18 protein-coding genes are annotated in these 17,524 nt (G+C 58.4%); 6 read left to right on the top strand and 12 right to left on the bottom strand.

Annotated elements, in window-relative coordinates:
- Positions 1-107: 107 nt before the first annotated feature.
- Together groL and ADH66_RS13985 are read right to left on the bottom strand one after the other, a co-directional pair.
- Positions 108-1,733, bottom strand: a complete 1,626-nt coding sequence (gene groL, locus ADH66_RS13980; protein ID WP_066539472.1) for a chaperonin GroEL — start codon at positions 1,731-1,733, stop codon at positions 108-110.
- Positions 1,734-1,873: 140 nt separating this feature from the next.
- Positions 1,874-2,158, bottom strand: a complete 285-nt coding sequence (locus tag ADH66_RS13985; RefSeq protein ID WP_066541927.1) for a co-chaperone GroES — start codon at positions 2,156-2,158, stop codon at positions 1,874-1,876.
- Between the two features lie 300 nt (positions 2,159-2,458).
- Between ADH66_RS13985 and rpsT the strand changes: the two genes are divergently transcribed.
- The 3 genes from rpsT (at position 2,459) to ADH66_RS13995 (ending at position 3,945) form a co-directional block, all read left to right on the top strand.
- Positions 2,459-2,719 carry a 30S ribosomal protein S20 gene (gene rpsT / locus ADH66_RS13990; RefSeq protein WP_066539470.1) on the top strand — a complete coding sequence of 87 codons (261 nt, stop codon included), beginning with the start codon at positions 2,459-2,461 and terminating at the stop codon, positions 2,717-2,719.
- Positions 2,720-2,863: 144 nt separating this feature from the next.
- On the top strand, positions 2,864-3,013 hold the full coding sequence (locus ADH66_RS20445; RefSeq protein WP_169714851.1) for a hypothetical protein: 150 nt from the start codon (positions 2,864-2,866) through the stop codon (positions 3,011-3,013).
- Positions 3,014-3,027: 14 nt separating this feature from the next.
- Positions 3,028-3,945, top strand: a complete 918-nt coding sequence (locus tag ADH66_RS13995) for an aldo/keto reductase (protein WP_066539469.1) — start codon at positions 3,028-3,030, stop codon at positions 3,943-3,945.
- A gap of 55 nt (positions 3,946-4,000) precedes the next feature.
- On the opposite strand, the gene spoVAE is transcribed toward ADH66_RS13995, so the two are convergent.
- The 6 genes from spoVAE to purB form a co-directional block, all read right to left on the bottom strand.
- On the bottom strand, positions 4,001-4,357 hold the full coding sequence (gene spoVAE, locus ADH66_RS14000; protein WP_066539468.1) for a stage V sporulation protein AE: 357 nt from the start codon (positions 4,355-4,357) through the stop codon (positions 4,001-4,003).
- Positions 4,358-4,383: 26 nt separating this feature from the next.
- The gene (locus ADH66_RS14005) at positions 4,384-5,187 is read right to left on the bottom strand and encodes an HAD-IIA family hydrolase (RefSeq protein WP_066539466.1); all 804 of its coding nucleotides are present in this window, start codon (positions 5,185-5,187) and stop codon (positions 4,384-4,386) included.
- Positions 5,188-5,210: 23 nt separating this feature from the next.
- The gene (glmS, locus tag ADH66_RS14010) at positions 5,211-7,040 is read right to left on the bottom strand and encodes a glutamine--fructose-6-phosphate transaminase (isomerizing) (RefSeq protein ID WP_066539464.1); all 1,830 of its coding nucleotides are present in this window, start codon (positions 7,038-7,040) and stop codon (positions 5,211-5,213) included.
- A gap of 65 nt (positions 7,041-7,105) precedes the next feature.
- The gene (locus ADH66_RS14015) at positions 7,106-8,386 is read right to left on the bottom strand and encodes an adenylosuccinate synthase (protein ID WP_066539462.1); all 1,281 of its coding nucleotides are present in this window, start codon (positions 8,384-8,386) and stop codon (positions 7,106-7,108) included.
- Positions 8,387-8,423: 37 nt separating this feature from the next.
- Positions 8,424-8,927 (bottom strand): GNAT family N-acetyltransferase, encoded by a 504-nt coding sequence (locus ADH66_RS14020; RefSeq protein ID WP_066539461.1) that lies wholly within the window; start codon positions 8,925-8,927, stop codon positions 8,424-8,426.
- Positions 8,927-10,363, bottom strand: coding sequence for an adenylosuccinate lyase (gene purB, locus ADH66_RS14025; RefSeq protein WP_066539460.1), 1,437 nt, complete (start codon positions 10,361-10,363; stop codon positions 8,927-8,929). Before purB ends, ADH66_RS14020 begins: the two co-directional genes overlap by 1 nt.
- 242 nt (positions 10,364-10,605) lie before the next feature.
- Here purB and gdhA point away from each other — a divergent pair, with 242 nt between their 5' ends.
- On the top strand, positions 10,606-11,937 hold the full coding sequence (gene gdhA / locus ADH66_RS14030; RefSeq protein ID WP_066539459.1) for an NADP-specific glutamate dehydrogenase: 1,332 nt from the start codon (positions 10,606-10,608) through the stop codon (positions 11,935-11,937).
- Positions 11,938-12,014: 77 nt separating this feature from the next.
- On the opposite strand, the gene ADH66_RS14035 is transcribed toward gdhA, so the two are convergent.
- The gene (locus tag ADH66_RS14035; RefSeq protein ID WP_201448079.1) at positions 12,015-12,182 is read right to left on the bottom strand and encodes a DUF6440 family protein; all 168 of its coding nucleotides are present in this window, start codon (positions 12,180-12,182) and stop codon (positions 12,015-12,017) included.
- A 383-nt stretch (positions 12,183-12,565) separates the two neighbouring features.
- Between ADH66_RS14035 and ADH66_RS14040 the strand changes: the two genes are divergently transcribed.
- A complete protein-coding gene (locus tag ADH66_RS14040; protein WP_066541925.1) occupies positions 12,566-13,597 on the top strand; it encodes a PTS transporter subunit IIC in 1,032 nt (343 codons plus the stop codon).
- Between the two features lie 59 nt (positions 13,598-13,656).
- On the opposite strand, the gene ADH66_RS14045 is transcribed toward ADH66_RS14040, so the two are convergent.
- The 3 genes from ADH66_RS14045 to ADH66_RS14055 form a co-directional block, all read right to left on the bottom strand.
- Complete coding sequence (locus tag ADH66_RS14045) at positions 13,657-13,986, bottom strand: DUF1540 domain-containing protein (RefSeq protein WP_066539456.1); 330 nt, start codon at positions 13,984-13,986, stop codon at positions 13,657-13,659.
- 148 nt (positions 13,987-14,134) lie between these two features.
- A complete protein-coding gene (locus ADH66_RS14050) occupies positions 14,135-15,295 on the bottom strand; it encodes a DHHW family protein (protein ID WP_066539454.1) in 1,161 nt (386 codons plus the stop codon).
- Positions 15,296-15,369: 74 nt separating this feature from the next.
- Positions 15,370-15,984 (bottom strand): energy-coupled thiamine transporter ThiT, encoded by a 615-nt coding sequence (locus tag ADH66_RS14055; protein WP_066539453.1) that lies wholly within the window; start codon positions 15,982-15,984, stop codon positions 15,370-15,372.
- A 439-nt stretch (positions 15,985-16,423) separates the two neighbouring features.
- Between ADH66_RS14055 and ADH66_RS14060 the strand changes: the two genes are divergently transcribed.
- Positions 16,424-17,524, top strand: coding sequence for a LacI family DNA-binding transcriptional regulator (locus ADH66_RS14060; protein WP_066539451.1), 1,101 nt, complete (start codon positions 16,424-16,426; stop codon positions 17,522-17,524).

Here is a 17,524-nt window from a genome sequence, read left to right on the forward strand (position 1 = left end):
ATTGTACTATAGAATTTGGGGAATAGCAAGCGGGTAAGTGAAATAAAAGAGGGCCTGTACCCATGGGAACGGGTACAGGCCCTGATATATCCTAAACGCTTAACTTATCAGTACATCCCGCCCATATCCGGCGCGGGCGCGGCGGGGGGAGTGGGCTCCTTGATGTCGGCCACCAGGGACTCGGTGGTGAGTATGGTCGCGGCAACAGAGGAGGCGTTCTGCAGAGCGGAGCGGGTGACCTTGGTGGGGTCCACGATACCGGCCTCTATCATGTCCTGGAACTCGCCGGTCAGGGCGTTGTAGCCCTGGCCCACCTTCTGCTCACGCTTGAGCTGCTCCACGATGACAGAGCCCTCAATACCGGCGTTGGCGGCTATCTGACGCACGGGCTCCTCAAGGGCCTTGAGAACGATGGCGGCGCCGGTCTTCTCGTCGCCCTCGGCGGTGTCAACATAGGCCTTAACGGCGGGGATAGCGTCGATAAGGGCGGTGCCGCCCCCGGCCACGATGCCCTCCTCAACGGCGGCCTTTGTGGCGGCCAGAGCGTCCTCAATGCGCAGCTTCTTCTCCTTCATTTCAATCTCGGTGGCAGCGCCCACCTTGATGACGGCCACGCCGCCGGCCAGCTTCGCCAGGCGCTCCTGGAGCTTCTCCTTGTCGAACTCGCTCTGGGTGGTCTCTATCTGGGCGCGGATCTGGCCCACACGGGCCTTGATGGCCCCGCTGTCCCCTGCGCCGTCAACTATAATGGTGTTCTCCTTGTCCACCTTCACCTGGCGGGCGCGGCCCAGCTGGTCAAGGGTGGCGTCCTTCAGCTCCAGGCCCACCTCCTCAGAGATGACCTGACCGCCGGTCAGGGTAGCGATGTCCACCAGCATTTCCTTCCTGCGGTCGCCGAAGCCCGGGGCCTTGACGGCCACGCACACGAAGGTGCCCCGCAGACGGTTCAGGATAAGGGTGGTCAGAGCCTCGCCCTCGATGTCCTCGGCGATGATCAGCAGCTTCTTGCCGCCCTGGACTATCTGCTCCAGAAGGGGCAGTATCTCCTGGATGTTGGAGATTTTCTTGTCGGTGATAAGGATATAGGGGTCGTCCAGCTCGGCCACCATCTTGTCGGTGTCGGTGGCCATGTAGGGGGTAACATAGCCACGGTCGAACATCATGCCTTCGACCACCTCGCTGTAGGTATCGGCGGTTTTGGACTCCTCGACGGTGATAACACCGTCGGCGGTGACCTTCTCCATAGCGTCGGCGATAAGCTGGCCTATCTCGTCGCTTGAGGAGGACACGGCGGCGACCCTGGCGATGTCCTTGGTGCCGCTGACCTTCTGGCTGTTCTTCACGATGGCCTCAACGGCCGCGTCGGTGGCCTTCTGCACGCCCTTGCGGAGCACCATGGGGTTGGCCCCGGCGGTGACGTTCTTCATGCCCTCGCGCACCAAAGCCTGGGCCAGCAGAGTGGCGGTGGTGGTGCCGTCGCCGGCAACATCGTTGGTCTTGGTGGCGACCTCCTTCACCAGCTGGGCGCCCATGTTCTCATAGGCATCCTCCAGCTCTATCTCCTTGGCGATGGTCACGCCGTCGTTGGTGATAAGGGGAGCGCCGAACTTTTTGTCCAGCACCACGTTGCGGCCCTTGGGGCCCAGGGTAATTTTAACGGTGTCCGCCAGCTGGTTTACGCCCTCTAAGAGCGCCTTGCGGGCTTCCTCTCCGTATACGATTTTCTTTGCCATAGTCTATCTGTCCCTTCTGTTATTATATAATATTATTGAGCACATTTAAGGCCTCCGGCGGCTTTGGGGCTTTGCCCCCGAGACCCCCACCACCTTTTGTAAAAGGTGGACGAAAACTTTACCTTTCGCTCGCCGTCAGGTTATTCCACTACCGCCAGGATGTCGCTCTGCTTGACGATGGTGTACTCCTCGCCGTCCACCTTCACCTCGGTGCCGCTGTACTTGGCGGAGATGACCCTGTCGCCCTCTTTAAGGTACATCTTTATCTCCTTGCCGTCCACCTCGCCGCCGGGGCCCACCGCGATGACCCGGGCTATCTGGGGCTTCTCTACGCTCTTGGCCGCCAGCACTATGCCGCTCTTCGTGGTCTCCTCTGCGTCCTCGGTCTTGATAAGCACTCTGTCCAAAAGGGGTTTGATCTTCATAAAAAACACCGTATCCTTTCTCCCCGGTTATTTCGCGCCCCGGGGAAGCGCTAATCCGGCCCCAAAGGGGCCAAATAGAAACAGCCAGTTCCAACTTTTAGCACTCAGCCTTTTCAAGTGCTAACTATATTCTAATCACATGGTCAGGAAAAGTCAAGAGGCTTTTTCACATTTTTTTACAGTTTACAATTCTTTCATAATTTTCTCCGCCCCGCCCCATATTGAAAAAACACTTGCATTTTCCCACAGATTGTGTTATCATAGCAGTTAGTATGAAGGATGGGTAAGGAGGTGTTACGCTTGCCAAACATCAAATCCGCAAAGAAGCGCGTGAAGGTCATCGCCACGAAGACCCTGCAGAACAAGGCCCTTAATTCCGCCCTGAAGACGCAGATCAAGAAGGCCAACGCCGCCATCGACAGCAATGCCGGCGATAAGGAGGCCGCTGTCCGCGCCGCCGTCAAGAAGATTGACCAGGCCGCCGCGAAGGGCCTTCTCCATAAGAACAACGCCGCCCACAAAAAGGCCGCTCTGGATAAGAAGCTGCGCGCCGGGGCGTAAAAGGAGCTAGGCTTGGGGCCCATCGGGGCACCGGGCCTTTTTTCTTTGCCCTTTTCCCAAAAACGCCTTGACTTTTTCACGAAGTTTGGGTATTATAGTAGTTATAGCAATTATTTATATCTCGTTTTTGGAGGTGTCCGCTCAATGAAAAAGGGAACCAAACTCGCGCTTTTTATCGGCCTTATCACGGCCATCGCCGCTGTGGCGGCCTCGGTCACTGCCCTGCTGATGTACCTGGACCATAAGAAGGATGAAGAGGAGCTGGAGCACTATCTGGACTGCTCCATCCAATAACCCCGGGGGGATTTATGAAATATGTTGATTTAGGCAAGGCGGGGCTTAACGTCTCCGCTGTTGCCGTTGGCTGTATGCGCATTTCCGCCCTCTCCCACGGGGAGCTCTCCCGGTTCATACACACGGCCCTGGACTGCGGTGTGAACTTCTTCGACCATGCCGACATCTACGGCGGCGGCGAGTGCGAAGCCGCCTTCGGGCGTGTGCTTAAAGAGGAGCCGGGCCTGCGGGGGCAGATGGTGCTTCAGGGCAAGTGCGGCATAAGAAAGGGTATGTACGACTTTTCAAAGGAGCATATCTTAAAGAGCGTGGACGAAATTCTCGGCCGGCTTAACACCGATTATCTTGACGTGCTCCTCCTGCACCGCCCCGACGCGCTTATGGAGCCCGAGGAGGTGGGCGAAGCCTTCGACCGCTTAGAGGCCGCCGGGAAGGTAAAGCGCTTTGGGGTCAGCAACTTTAACGCCCGGCAGATAGACCTTTTGCAGTCCGGGCTCAGACAGAAGCTTGTGGCGAATCAGCTGCAGTTTGGCCTTCTGCACACAGGCATGATAGACCACGCCCTCTGCGCCAACACCAAATTCCCCGGCTCTCCCGACCGGGACGGCGAGGTGCTGGACTACTGCCGTCTGCACGGGCTTACCGTACAGGCCTGGTCCCCCTTCCAGTACGGCTTTTTCGAGGGGGTTTTCCTGGGGAAGGAGAAGTTCCCGGAATTGAACGCCCAGCTCTCGGAGCTCTCTGGGAAATATAATGTCAGCGAACAGGCTTTAGCTGCGGCCTGGATACTGCGTCACCCGGCGGGTATGCAGGTTATCTCCGGCAGCACAAACCCGGAGCGGCTGAAGGATATCTGCACTGCCTGTGACGTGGAGCTGTCCAGAGAGGACTGGTATGCGCTGTACCTGGCGGCGGGGAACCAACTGCCGTAGAAGCCTTATGCTCTTGCACACTAAAAAGCCTCCGGCACCCCCGGAGGCTTTTCCTTTACGACTTATCCCTGGGCTTCGCCACCAGAGCGGCCAGATACCCGAAAAACACCGCCGCCGTGGTCCCCGCGGCCCCGGCCGTCAGGCCCCCGGTGAACACCCCCAGGAACCCCTGCTCTATCACGGCCTTGCGCACCCCCTCGGACAGGGCCCAGCCGAAGCCGCACAGGGGCACCGTGGCCCCGGCCCCGGCATAGTCCACCACCGGGCCATACAGCCCCAGCGCTCCCAAGAATACGCCTGCCGTAACATATGTGACCATTATCCGGGCGGGGGTCAGCTTTGTCAGGTCTATAAGCAGCTGGCCCACAAGGCATATGGCCCCGCCCACCCAAAACGCGTTGAAATATTCCATTGGAGCACCCTCCTTTGCAAATATTTTCACCCGTTTTTGCGCAGATATTCCCCGATTTCTCCCACGTTTTCCGCGATTATGTCCGGCTTTATGTCAGAGCCTGCCAGCATCTCTTCGGTGGTCTCGCCGCTCATGACCAGGACAGAGGTCACCTGCGTGCCCGCCGCCACGGCGACGTCGGTGTAGAGCCTATCCCCCACCACCGCAATTTCCTGTGCACTGTGCCCGCTCTGCCCCAATATATAGTCAAGGGTATGTCTCGAGGGCTTGCCAAAGAACTCGCACCCCACCCCCGTCGAGGCCTTCACCAGCGCGGCGATGGACCCGCAGTCCGGGATAAAGCCCCCCTCTACCGGGCAGTTAAGGTCCGGGTTCACCCCGAAGACCTCCGCGCCGTTTCGGATAAAATGGCAGGCTTTGCTTATCTTCTCGTAGGTCAGGCTTGTGTCAAAGCCCAGCACCACATAGTCCGGGGCCGCGTCAGAGAGCTTTATGCCCGCCAGCCGGAAGTCCTCGATAAGGGACGCTGTGCCCACCACATAGGCGCGTCTGCCCGGGCGCTTCTCTTTTAGCCATTTTATTATCACCTGGTTCGAGACCAGCATTTTCTCCGGGGAAATTATTATGCCCATCTTACATAGCTTTTCAAGGTATGCCCCCCGGTTTTTGGAGCTGTTATTGGTAAAAAAGCAGTATTCCCGCCCGGACTCCTCCACGGCCCCGAGGAAAGATTTAGTATATGGGAACAGCCGGTCCCCAAGGTATATGGTGCCGTCCATGTCCAAAACAAACAGTTTAACCTTTTGAAGCCGCTCAACCAGCCCTCTCATTTTGACCTTCCCTTTCAGTTTCCTTATTCTACCGTGACAGACTTTGCCAGGTTCCTGGGCTTATCAATGTCGCAGCCCTTCATGGAGGCCACGTAGTAGGCAAAGAGCTGTAGGGGCAGGATACTCATAGAGGGCAGCATAAAGTCCGGGACCTTCGGCACGCAGAACTGCCAGTCCGCCACCCCCTTCATCTCCCCGGCGAACTCCTCGGTGCAAAGGCCCAGCACCACCGCCCCCCGGGCCTTTACCTCCCGGATATTGGCCGCCATCTTCCCGAACAGCCGCCCGCAGGTGCAGAGGGCTATCACCAGGGTGCCTTCTTCAATAAGGGAGATGGGACCGTGCTTGAGCTCGCCGCCGGTGTAGGCCTCGGAGTGGATATAGGAGATTTCCTTGAGCTTCAAAGAGGCCTCGAGAGACGCGGCATAGTCCACGTTGCGGCCGATAAAGTACATATCCTTGGCGTTAAAGTATTGTGAGGCGAAATACTGTATGGTCTCCCTGCCGCTCAGCGCCGCTTCAGCCAGCTCCGGCAGCTTCTCCAGAGCTTTGGTGTACTCCTCAAGCTCCTGCTCCGTCAGGGTCCCCAGCTCCCGGGCCATATACAGGGCGATAAGATATATCACCGCCAGCTGGGTGCTGTAGGCCTTGGTAGAGGCCACGGCTATCTCCGGCCCCGCCCAGGTGTAGAGCACGTCGTCCGCTTCATTTGCTATGGTGCTGCCCACCACGTTCACAATGGCCAGGGTGCGGGCCCCCTGCCGCCTGGCTTCTCTCAGGGCCGCCAGGGTGTCGGCGGTCTCGCCGGACTGGCTTATTATAATCACCAGTGTCTTATCGTCCAGTATTGGGTCCCGGTAGCGGAACTCAGAGGCCACGTCCGTTTCTATGGGCATACGCAGGAGCTTTTCAAAGGCGTACTTGGCCACGGCCCCCACATGGTACGAGGTGCCGCAGGCCACGATATATACCCGGCTGATCTTCTCTATATCGGCCCTTGTAAGCTTCAGATCGTCCAGGACTATCCGTCCGTTCTTTATCCTGGGGGAGATGGTCTTTAGGAGGGCCTCGGGCTGTTCGCAGATCTCCTTCATCATGAAGTGCTCATAGCCGCCCTTCTCCGCCGCGGCCACGTCCCATTCAATGGTCTCGGCGGGCTTCTCAAGGGGCTCCAGCTCCTCGTCGTAAAACTCCGCCCCCTCTCGGGTGAGCACGGCTATCTCCCTGTCGCGAAGGCGCACTATCTCCCTGGTATGGGCCAGTATCGCCGTCACGTCCGAAGCGATAAAGTTCTGGCCCTCCGAGAGCCCCACTATCAGCGGGCTGTCCTTCCTGACGGCGAAGACCTTCTCCGGGCAGTCCGCGCAGATTATGCCCAGGGCATAGCTGCCCTCTACCCTTTGGGTCACCTGGCGTATGGCCGCCAGCACGTCGCCCCGATAGTAGTGCTCCAGCATCTGGGCCACCACCTCGGTGTCCGTGTCGGAGACGAACTCCACCCCCCGGCGCATAAGGTGCTCCTTCAACTGCATATAGTTCTCGATTATGCCGTTATGGACCACGGCAAAGAGCCCGCCGTCGCTGACCTGTGGATGGGAGTTCACGTCAGAGGGCGCGCCGTGGGTGGCCCAGCGGGTATGCCCGATGCCCACGGTGCCGGGCAGCTTCTCCCCCTTGTCCAGTATGCCCTCCAGCACCGCCAGCCGCCCCTTGGACTTCACCACGTGCATACCGCTCTCGTTATAGACCGCCACCCCCGCCGAGTCGTACCCCCGGTACTCCAGCTTTGAGAGCCCTTCCAAGAGCACAGGCGCGGCCTGTTCGCCGCCAATATAACCTACGATTCCACACATAATAATTCCTCCCTAAAATCAGGAAAACAGCCCGGAACCAGACTGTTTTCCCTTTTTCTCTAGCCTTACCTGTACATAATATCCTCTCTGGCAGGTCCGTTGGACACCATAGTGACCGGCACCCCCAGGTGCTTTTCCGCAAACTCCACGTATCTTTTTGCGTTCTCCGGCAGGTCCTCGTACCTCTTTATTCCCTTTATGTCGCACCTCCACCCGGGCAGCTTCTCCAATATGGGCTTGCAGCGCTTGAGCTTCGCCGTGGGCGGGAAGCTGTCTATGCGCTCTCCGTCCAGCTCATAGGCCACGCAGACGGGTATCTCGTCAAGATACCCTAAAGCGTCCAGCACCGTCAGGGCCACGTCCGTGGCCCCCTGGACCCTGCAGCCGTACCGGGCGGCCACTAAGTCCAGCCAGCCCACCTGCCGGGGGCGGCCTGTGGTGGCGCCGTACTCACCCTTGTCGCCGCCGCGCTTTCTGAGCTCCTCGGCCTCGTCCCCGAAGATCTCGGAGACGAATTCCCCCGCGCCCACGGCGCTGGAATATGCCTTTACCACGCAGTATATCTTTTCAATGGCGTAGGGGGGTATTCCGCCCGCGCCCACCGCTCCGAAGCCCGCCAGGGGTGACGAGGAGGTGGTCATGGGGTATATGCCCATGTCCGGGTCCCGCAGGGAGCCCAGCTGGCCCTCCAGTAGTATGGTCTTGCCCTCTTTTACGGCGTTATACAGAAGGGTGGTGGTGTCCGCCACGTATGGGGCCACTATCTCCTTATACTCCATGAGCTTATTATAGATATCGTCCCTATTGAGGGGCTCCTTATGGTAGAGTTCACGATAGAGCACGTTTTTAAGCCCCAGCACATGGTCTATGCGCTCGTATATAGCGTCCTTATCGTCAAAGAGGTCGCTTATCTGAAAGCCTATCTTCGCGTACTTATCCGAGTAGAAGGGGGCTATGCCGGACTTCGTGGAGCCGTAGGCCTTGTCGGCAAGCCGGGCCTCCTCAAGGCCGTCCAGCTCCTTGTGATAGGGCATCAGCACCTGGCAGCGCTCTGAGATAAGTATTCTGGGCTCCGGCACGCCGCCGTCCCTTATATACTGCATCTCCTTGACGAAATTCTCCACCGAAAAGGCCACGCCGTTGCCGATGATATTGGTGATATTCTGCCGGAACACCCCCGAGGGCAGCTGGTGCAGGGCGAACCTGCCGTACTCGTTTATAATAGTATGCCCCGCGTTGGAGCCCCCCTGAAAGCGGATGACTATGTCGGAATCCTCAGCCAGCACGTCGGTTATCTTGCCCTTACCCTCGTCGCCCCAGCAGGCTCCTACGATTGCTTTAACCATATTATCTATACCTCTTTAAAACTATTACTTTTCATTATTACTTTATTATACTTAAATATAACAGGCCGTTATCTTCACGAACTATCCGAAACCCGGCGGCCAGGTGTATCTTCAGCGCGGCTTCCCGGGTGGGTTCAAAGCAGTTGGTTACCTCTTTGGCCCCCAGCTCCCCAAAGGCATGGTCCAGCAGCAGGCGTATGCCCTCCCGGGAGCAGCCCCTGCCCCGCCGGGAGCTGTGCAGCACGATGCCCATCTCGTACACCCCGGGGCCCGTGGTCTCATACAGGCTCACCTCGCCCACAAACTCGCCGGTCGCCGTGTCCTGCAGGTAAGCGTAAAATCTCGTGGGCTCAGCTCCCACCCAGCGGGCGTACCAGCCGTCCCAATCCCCCCGGGGAAAGTCTATGCAGCCGGTGTCGTTATGATACCCGGGAAAGCCCAGGTCACAGCCCGCGTTATAGCTCATGGTCTCCGGGTCCGATAGAAGCCTTTGACGGAATCCCAGCTCCGAAAGCTCCGGCACGTGCAATGTTAAACTCATCAGACAGTTACCTCCGCTTCACTTGTTTTTGTGTCCCTATACCGCTCCAAGACCGGCCCCAGCACCTCGTCTAAGAACTCCCGAGTCTGCTCCGGGGCCCGGCCCACGTACTTTTCGGGCTTCAGTATTTCTTTCAGCTCCTCTAGGGTCACCCCGAACATGGGGTCCCCGGCGATGCGCTCCAAAAGGTCGTTCTCGCCACCCTGCTCCTTTATCACCTTGCCCGCCGCCATGGAGTGCACCCGTATCGCCTCGTGGAGCTGCTGCCTGTCGCCGCCGCGCTTCACCGCGTCCATCATGATGTTCTCCGTGGCCATGAAGGGCAGCTCCTTCAATAGGTGCTGCTCTATCACCTTGGGGTAGACCACTAAGCCGTCTGCCACGTTGGCGTACAAGGTCAGTATTCCGTCCACGGCAAGGAACGCCTCGGGCACAGAGAGCCGCTTGTTGGCCGAGTCATCCAGAGTCCGCTCGAACCACTGGCCCGCCTCGGTCAGGGCCGGGTTTAAGGCGTCCACCACCACATATCTTGAGAGGGACGCGATACGCTCGGTGCGCATGGGGTTGCGCTTGTAGGCCATGGCGCTGGAGCCTATCTGCCCCTTCTCAAAGGGCTCCTCTACTTCTTTAAGGTGCTGTAGGAGCCGTATGTCGTTACTGAACTTCGCCGCGCTCTGTGCTATACCCGACAAAATGTTCAGCATTTGACTGTCAAGCTTGCGCGAATACGTCTGCCCCGACACGGCGAAGCACTCGCCGTACCCCAGCTTTTTTGCAATTTTTTTGTCCAGCTCCTTCACTTTTTGGTGGTTTCCCTCAAAAAGCTCCAGGAAACTGGCCTGGGTGCCGGTGGTGCCCTTTGACCCCAGCAGCTTCGCCTTTGAAAGCTGGTGCTCCACGTCCTCCAGGTCCAGAAGCAGGTCCTGTATCCACAGCGCCGCCCGCTTTCCCACGGTGGTGGGCTGGGCGGGCTGGAAGTGGGTGAACGCCAGAGTCGGCAGGCCGGCGTACTCCCCGGCAAATTTAGCCAACACCCGAAGCACCGCCACCAGCTTGTCCCGGATAAGCTTTAGGGCCTCGGTCATAATAATTATGTCCGTATTGTCCCCCACATAGCAGGAGGTGGCCCCAAGATGTATTATCCCCGCCGCCCCCGGGCACTGCTTCCCATAGGCGTACACGTGGCTCATCACGTCGTGGCGGACCTCTTTTTCCCGCGCCTCGGCCACCTCGTAGTTTATGTCCTCCGCATGGCTCTTCAGCTCCTCCACCTGCTCCTTCGTCACCGGCAGGCCCAGCTCATGCTCGGCCTCGGCCAGGGCTATCCACAGCCTGCGCCAGGTGCGGAACTTCATGTCCGGGGAAAAAAGGTATTTCATCTCCTTCCCCGCGTACCTTGCGGACAGGGGGGACTCGTACACGTCTCTATGGCTCATTGGCAGGTCGCTCCTTCCAAAACTGGTTTTTTACCCATACGCTGTTATTTTATTACAACCGGCCGCCGCTGTCAAGCCGCTTTCGCCCTGTTCACGGTTTTTTTGCATTTTCCACGGCCCCTTTTTGTAAGTCTACGGATTTTTTCTCAAAATACCCCTTGTAAAATCCAGAGAACTATGGTAATATAGAAACAGATTTTGCAGGATAGAAAAATTAACTTGCATTTTGGAGGGATTGCCAAATGTCTTACGTAAGCGAACAGCTGGAGCTTTTAAAGAGGAAGAACGCGTCGGAGCCTGAGTTCCTCCAGGCCGCCACCGAGGTCCTCACCTCTCTGGAGCCGGTGATAAACGCCGAGCCCAAGTATCAGGAGAACGGTATCTTAGAGCGCATCACAGAGCCCGAACGGCAGATAATTTTCCGGGTGCCCTGGGTGGACGACAAGGGCAAGGTACAGGTGAACCGGGGCTTCCGGGTCCAGTTCAACTCCGCCATCGGGCCCTATAAGGGCGGGCTGCGGCTGCACCCCAGCGTGAACCTGGGAGTCATCAAGTTCCTGGGCTTCGAGCAGATCTTCAAGAATTCTCTCACCGGTCTACCCATCGGCGGCGGCAAGGGCGGCTCCGACTTCGACCCCAAGGGCAAGTCCGACCGGGAGGTGATGGCCTTCTGCCAGAGCTTCATGACCGAGCTCTTCCGCCACATCGGCGCGGACACCGACGTGCCCGCCGGGGACATCGGCACCGGGGCCCGGGAGATAGGCTATATGTTCGGCCAGTATAAACGCCTGCGCAACTCCTTCGAGGGTGTGCTCACCGGCAAGGGCCTGAACTACGGCGGGTCCCTGACCCGCACCGAGGCCACCGGCTACGGCCTCTTGTACTTCACAAACGCCCTGCTGAAGAAGAACGGCCACAGTCTTGAGGGCAAGACCGTGGCCATCTCCGGCGCGGGCAACGTGGCAATTTATGCCGCCGAGAAGGCCTATCAGCTGGGGGCGAAGCCGGTCACCATGTCCGATTCCACCGGCTGGGTCTATGACCCCGAGGGCATCGACCTTGCGGCCATAAAGGAGATAAAGGAGGTAAAGCGCCAGCGTCTCACCGAGTACAAGAACTATAGGCAGGGCTCCGAGTATCACGAGGGCAAGGGCGTATGGAGCGTCAAGTGCGACGTGGCCCTGCCCTGCGCCACCCAGAACGAGCTGGAGGCAGACGACGCGAAGCAGCTTATCGCCAACGGCTGCATAGCCGTGGCCGAGGGCGCTAATATGCCCACAACTCTCGAGGCCACCGAGGCCCTTCAGCAGGCCGGGGTCCTCTTTGCCCCGGGCAAGGCTGCCAATGCCGGCGGCGTTGCCACCTCCGCCCTGGAGATGAGCCAGAACAGCCAGCGGCTCTCCTGGACCTTTGAGGAGGTGGACGCGAAGCTCAAGGACATTATGGAGAACATCTTCGCAAACGCCGACGCTGCCGCCGAGAAGTATGGCCACCCGAAGAACTACGTGGTGGGCGCGAACATCGCGGGCTTTGTGAAGGTAGCCGACGCTATGATAGCGCAGGGTGTCGTCTGATAGGGTTTGGAGGGTATGATAATGGCCGGGCGGCTCTGGGAGCGCCCGGCCTTTTATTTGCCAAGTATCGGTTACCTTTATCCCTGCTGGTCCACCGCCGGCTTGCCGTCCTTATCCAGCAGCGGGGTCAGGCCCCCGGCGTACCCGTCCTTGTGGAACAGGTAGAGGACGCCGGTCTCCTTGTCCTTCCAGATCTCCGTAACGGTCAGCTTGCCCTGGCTTGAAATTTTTTCAAAGCGATCCATTTTTATTCCTCCCATCTCATTTTTCTTCTATACAATCATATCACAAGATATTTTTTCTGTCAAGTCATTTGCTCTTGACAAATCCTCTATAATCAGTATAATAGTACCGAAACCTAACACGGCCCGGACAGGGCGGGAACCGTCACAGCCAAGCGGGACGACCATCAGGCCGGAAAACCTCCGGCGGCGCTCTTCCAAGGCGAAGCGGCTGTCCTGCCCGGGCAACATAGTCAATATAGATTTTCCGTGTACATTTTGCCGATGGGGCGCTCCGTGGTGACCCCCCGGCGGCGCTCCTTTCGGCCAGGCTTTTATCGAAAGGAGAACCTATTTTGGCAAAGGAACCAAACCAAAGTCCCGCCCCCGCCACAGTTTGGGAGCGGGTGAAAAAGTACGTACAGCTCTACCTTGTGGACGCCATGAGCGCCATGGCCCAGGGCCTGTTCGCGTCCCTTTTAGTGGGCACCATAATCTCCACACTTGGCACCCAGTTTAACCTGCCGGTCTTAGTTGAGGTGGGCAATTTCGCAAAGTCCATGTCCGGCCCGGCAATGGCCGTGGCCATCGGCTACGCGTTGAAAGCGCCGCCCCTGGTGCTCTTCTCCCTGACGGCTGTGGGCACCGCGGCAAACTCCCTGGGCGGGGGCGGGGGCCCTCTGGCGGTGCTGATAATGGCCATCGTCGCCGCCCAGCTGGGCAAGCTGGTCAGCAAGAAAACCCCCGTTGATATCCTGGTGACCCCCCTGGTCACCCTCGGCAGCGGCACGGCCCTGGCGTACCTGATAGCCCCGGCGGTGGGCTCCGTGGCCACGGCCTTCGGCCAGCTTATCAAGGACGCCACGGTTTTGCAGCCCTTCTGGATGGGCATTATCGTCTCGGTGCTGGTGGGCATAGCCCTTACCCTGCCCATCTCCTCGGCAGCCCTCTGCGCGGCCTTCGGGCTTACGGGCCTTGCCGGCGGCGCGGCAGTGGCCGGGTGCTGCGCCCAGATGGTGGGCTTCGCGGTGATAAGCTTCAGGGAGAACCGCTGGGGGGGCCTTGTGGCCCAGGGCCTTGGCACCTCCATGCTCCAGGTGCCCAACATCGTCAAAAACCCCCGCATATGGATCGCCCCCACCCTGGCCTCGGCGGTCACCGGGCCCCTTGCCACCTGCCTGTTCCGCTTAGAGATGAACGACCCCTCCGGCGGCGTGGCCTCTGGCATGGGCACCTGCGGGCTTGTGGGACAGATAGGCGTATATTCCGGCTGGGTCAACGATGTTTCCACCGGGATAAAGGCCGGGATAACCGGCATGGACTGGCTGGGGCTGATACTTATCAGCATAGTCCTTCCGGCCATACTGGCCTTGGCCTTTGACCTGCTTATCAGAAAGATAGGCTGGGTGAAGGACGGCGACATGAAGCTGGATATTTAAAGCCGGATATTCAAAAGAACAGCGCCGGGCCCCGAAAGGGTCCGACGCTGTTTTTGTGCTTATCTCTGGCGGAAGGTGCAGCACTCTGTGCCGGACTTCCCGGCCACGTCGCTGCAGGAGCAGCCCACGCACACGCACTCGGCCTCGCACCGGCAGTCGTTGTTATAGGTGCAGTTCTTGGCCTTGCAGTCGATGGCGGTCTCGGCGCTGGCACACCCGCAGGAGGAGCAGAGGCTGTTCTCGCCCCCGTTCCTGGGCTCAAAGGACTCGCAGCAGGTCTGGCGGCTCTCCCGGGCCCCCGGGCCCTCCACCTTGATGCCCGGCAGGTCGCAGAGGTTGTGGTCGTTATGGCGGCAGGCGGTCACTGAACATTCAAGTCTGTTTCTCATGGCATATGCCCCCCTATACTTTTTGATTGTCGGACAGGGGTTAGTATTGCCGTGTTTTCTTATTTTATTACATTTACAGCCGCTGGCAGCCAGGGGCTTTGCCCCCTGGACCCCCACAACCTTTGAAAAGGTTGACGAAACTTTTACCCTACCCTTCGGGGAACAGGGTGTATAAGTCCTCCACCCTCTGGTAAGTATTCGCCGCAATGGCGCTGTTCATAAAGAGCACGTCCGTTATGCCGTGCTCCCGCACCAGCTCCGGCAGGCTCCCCTCAAAGCTGCGGAAGTCTATCATATAAACCTCGTCGAAGCTGGCCCCCATAAAGGCCCCGATGGCGTTGCCGTAGGACTCCTTCACCACCGCCAGCTTCCGGTTCATATAGGAGTTCTCGTTCACTATCCGCACACAGGGCTGGTCCCCCCACAGGAACATACTGTACCCCATGGAGGCGTCCGAGCTGTTCACTCCGTCCAGCTCTGTAAAGTCATAGCCGTCATAGCTCATAGCGGCGGTATAGGGGTATCCCGGCTCAAAGGTCTCTATATGGTCCGGGTTGCCGTACAGGCAGTCCTCTCCGGTCGCCTCCGCAAGATATCCGTAAAAGTCCCGCTCATGGGCCGTCAGCCCAAACTGCTCCAGGGCCGAGCAAGGAACTTCGGCAATTTTACAGAACTCCTCATAGGCGTAGTACGCCCCCCTGGCCGTCCAGTGGGTGTCGGTGTTGAAGTAGAGGTACTCCCCCTTGTGCTGGTCCAGGGTGTCGCACACGTCCACGCCCTTGGCGTACTTATAGGTGCCGTAGATATAGCGGATATTGTCCCGCTGGGAGTTGCAGCCCATGCTGTCCCGAAGCCGCTCCGGCAGGCCGAACTCGCTGTGGTTGGGCACTATCATATTATATACCTTCACCTCTGCGGGCAGGTCCCGGGCAAAGCTGTCGATGGCCTTTGCGTATGGGTCCGAGGCCTCGTCATAGCCGTAGAACAGCTCGAAGGCCATGTTGTTCCAGATATATATCCCCTCCGAGAGATAGCCGTCCTCGCCGTTGTCGGGTATGGGGGCGGGAGTGGGCGTGGGCTCTGGGGTGGGCGACGGCGTGGGCTCCGGCGTGGGCGTGGGGTCCTGTATTGTTATAGGTAAAGGTTGCCGTTCGGAGATTTCCGGCCCCTTGGGCTCCGGCTCCTTGGACCCTGGGCCAAATTCCCGGACAAGCAGTATGCCCGCGGCCAGAAGCCCGGCTAAAATTATTATTATCGCTATAATGTGCCACAGGCTCGGGCGGTTATCCGCATGGTGTCTGCCTGGCATAGAGAATCAACTCCTTTTCTGATATCCCGCCTATAATCATACCAGAATTTGCCGGGCAAAGCAAGCGCGCGGACTTAATCTTTCAAAATAAACCTGCCCAAAAACTGCAGGACCACAAAGGCCGCGACGCAGGTCACAAGTATCTCGGGTATCATATAGCTGCCGTTATACACCAGGGAGTAGAAGCAGGCCAGCTGCTGGCCGCTCATGCCCGCCAGCACGGGCGAGAAGTTCACATCGGCAAACTCTCCCCAGAGTATCCACCCGGATAAAAAGGAGCAGACATACCGCAAAAGCCCCGCTACAAGACACCCCAGGGTAAAGGCCGCCGGGTGGTTTTTTATCCTCCCCCGGAACATCCCGGCCAAGCCCAGGACGGTGAAGGCCAGTAAGTAGTCAAGGAATATAGAGCCTACAACCGTAGCGCCGGATATGCCCTTCAATGCGTCCAGGCCGAATAAGAGCTGCAATACGCTGAAGGTGAACCCTGCCCCAAGGCCCCACTTTATCCCGGCCCGATATGAGAACAGCATCACCGGCAGCATACTGCACAGGGTTATGGACCCGCCGTAGGGCAGGTCGAAGACCTTCACAAAGGACAGCGCCGTGCCCAGGGCGATAAGCACCCCGGCCAGCACCAGATTCTCCACGTTCTTCGAGGGCGTGCGTGTTTGACTGTTTTCGTTCATTTAGCATTTCCCTTTCTCAAAAAGTTTATTTTTGAAAAATGAAAAGCGCCGCCCGGAAAAATTTCCGAAACGGCGCAGAAGCTCCCAAAATATGCAGAATATGCAGGTATACTGGGAAAATGAGATGCTTCCTCCGTCGGTATTATCCGCCTCAGGTTCATAGGGTTTAAGCTCTTGGCTCCTCTCAGCGTTCCCAAGTCCTCTCACTGCATAATAGCAGTAAGAGTTTTGCTTCGCAAAACTCGGTGACTTCATGAAGCGAAGCTTCATGAACGTCAACAGCTCCCCTGCTCTTCATTTTTCGTTAATATTCTAACCTATGTCTGTGCTTTTGTCAAGTGGGCGGAGCTTTTCGCTTAAATTTGGTATTGCTTTTTTCACGCCCATGGTTTATAATACTTTATAAAGAGTTTATAAAAACGCTGGTGGTGTTTTTCACATGAAAGCAAAAGATCTTGCCAAAAAGCTGGGGGTCTCCCCCGCGACCATATCCCTGGTGCTCAACAATAAGCCCGGTATCAGCGACACCCTCAGAAAGTCCCTGCTCCGGCAGATACAGGACCTGGGGTATGGGCAGATGCTCTGCGAGTCCTGCCGGGAGGGGGCGGCCCCCGGGCAGCAGCCCGCCCCAAAGGCCCCGGAGCCCTATGGGGGCGGCTGTGCCTGCAAGTCCATCGCCTACCTGATATACCACGAGCACGACTATCTTGAGGACATGAACGACCCCTATAACTTTTTCTCCGGGGTCCTCGAGGGCATAGAGGCCGAGGCCTGGGAGCATGACTACTGCCTTATTATGCTCCATGCCGGCCGGTACAAAAAGGCCACCGTAGAGGAGCAGCTGCGCCGGGCGGGGAACGTTGTGGGAGTCATCGTGCACCCCTGCACCCTTAATGAACAAATGGCCGAGACCGCAAGGGCCCTGCCGGTGCCCTGCGTGTTCATGGACGCCTATACCGACTCCACTTGGCAGCCACCCTCGGTCTGTATCAGCAACAGCCAGGGTATGCACCGGGCCGTCGAGCACCTGAAATCCCTTGGACACAGGCGGATAGGCTATGTGTCCAGCGGCTGGAGGTCCAACCTGAACTTAGAGCGCCACCGCTGCTTTATTGAGGCCATGAAAGAACTGGACCTTAAATTTGACCCCGGGGACCTTTTCGTAGGCGGCGACGAGTTCAGGCCCACCGGCTCCGGCCTTGCCGAGGCCTTCAAGGCCGGTGGGGCCGCGCCCACGGCCCTGATATGCGAAGGGGACCTTCAGGCCATAAAAGCCATCAGGACCTTGCAGCAGATGGGGCTCAGGGTGCCCGAGGACGTGTCGGTGGTGGGCTTTGACGACAGCCCCGTCTGCACCTCCGTGGAGCCCGCCATCACTACCATACGCAACTCCCCCCAGCTTATGGGCCGCCAGTGCGTGCTGATGCTTGAGAACCTTCTGCGCCTTAAGGACCTGGGCGAGGAGCCCTGGCTCCGCTATGAGCTGCCCGCAAGCCTTGTGCTCAGGAGCAGCACCGGCCCCGCCCCCGGGGACAAGTAA

This window comes from Acutalibacter muris (genome assembly GCF_002201475.1).
Taxonomy (GTDB): Bacteria; Bacillota; Clostridia; order Oscillospirales; family Acutalibacteraceae; genus Acutalibacter; species Acutalibacter muris.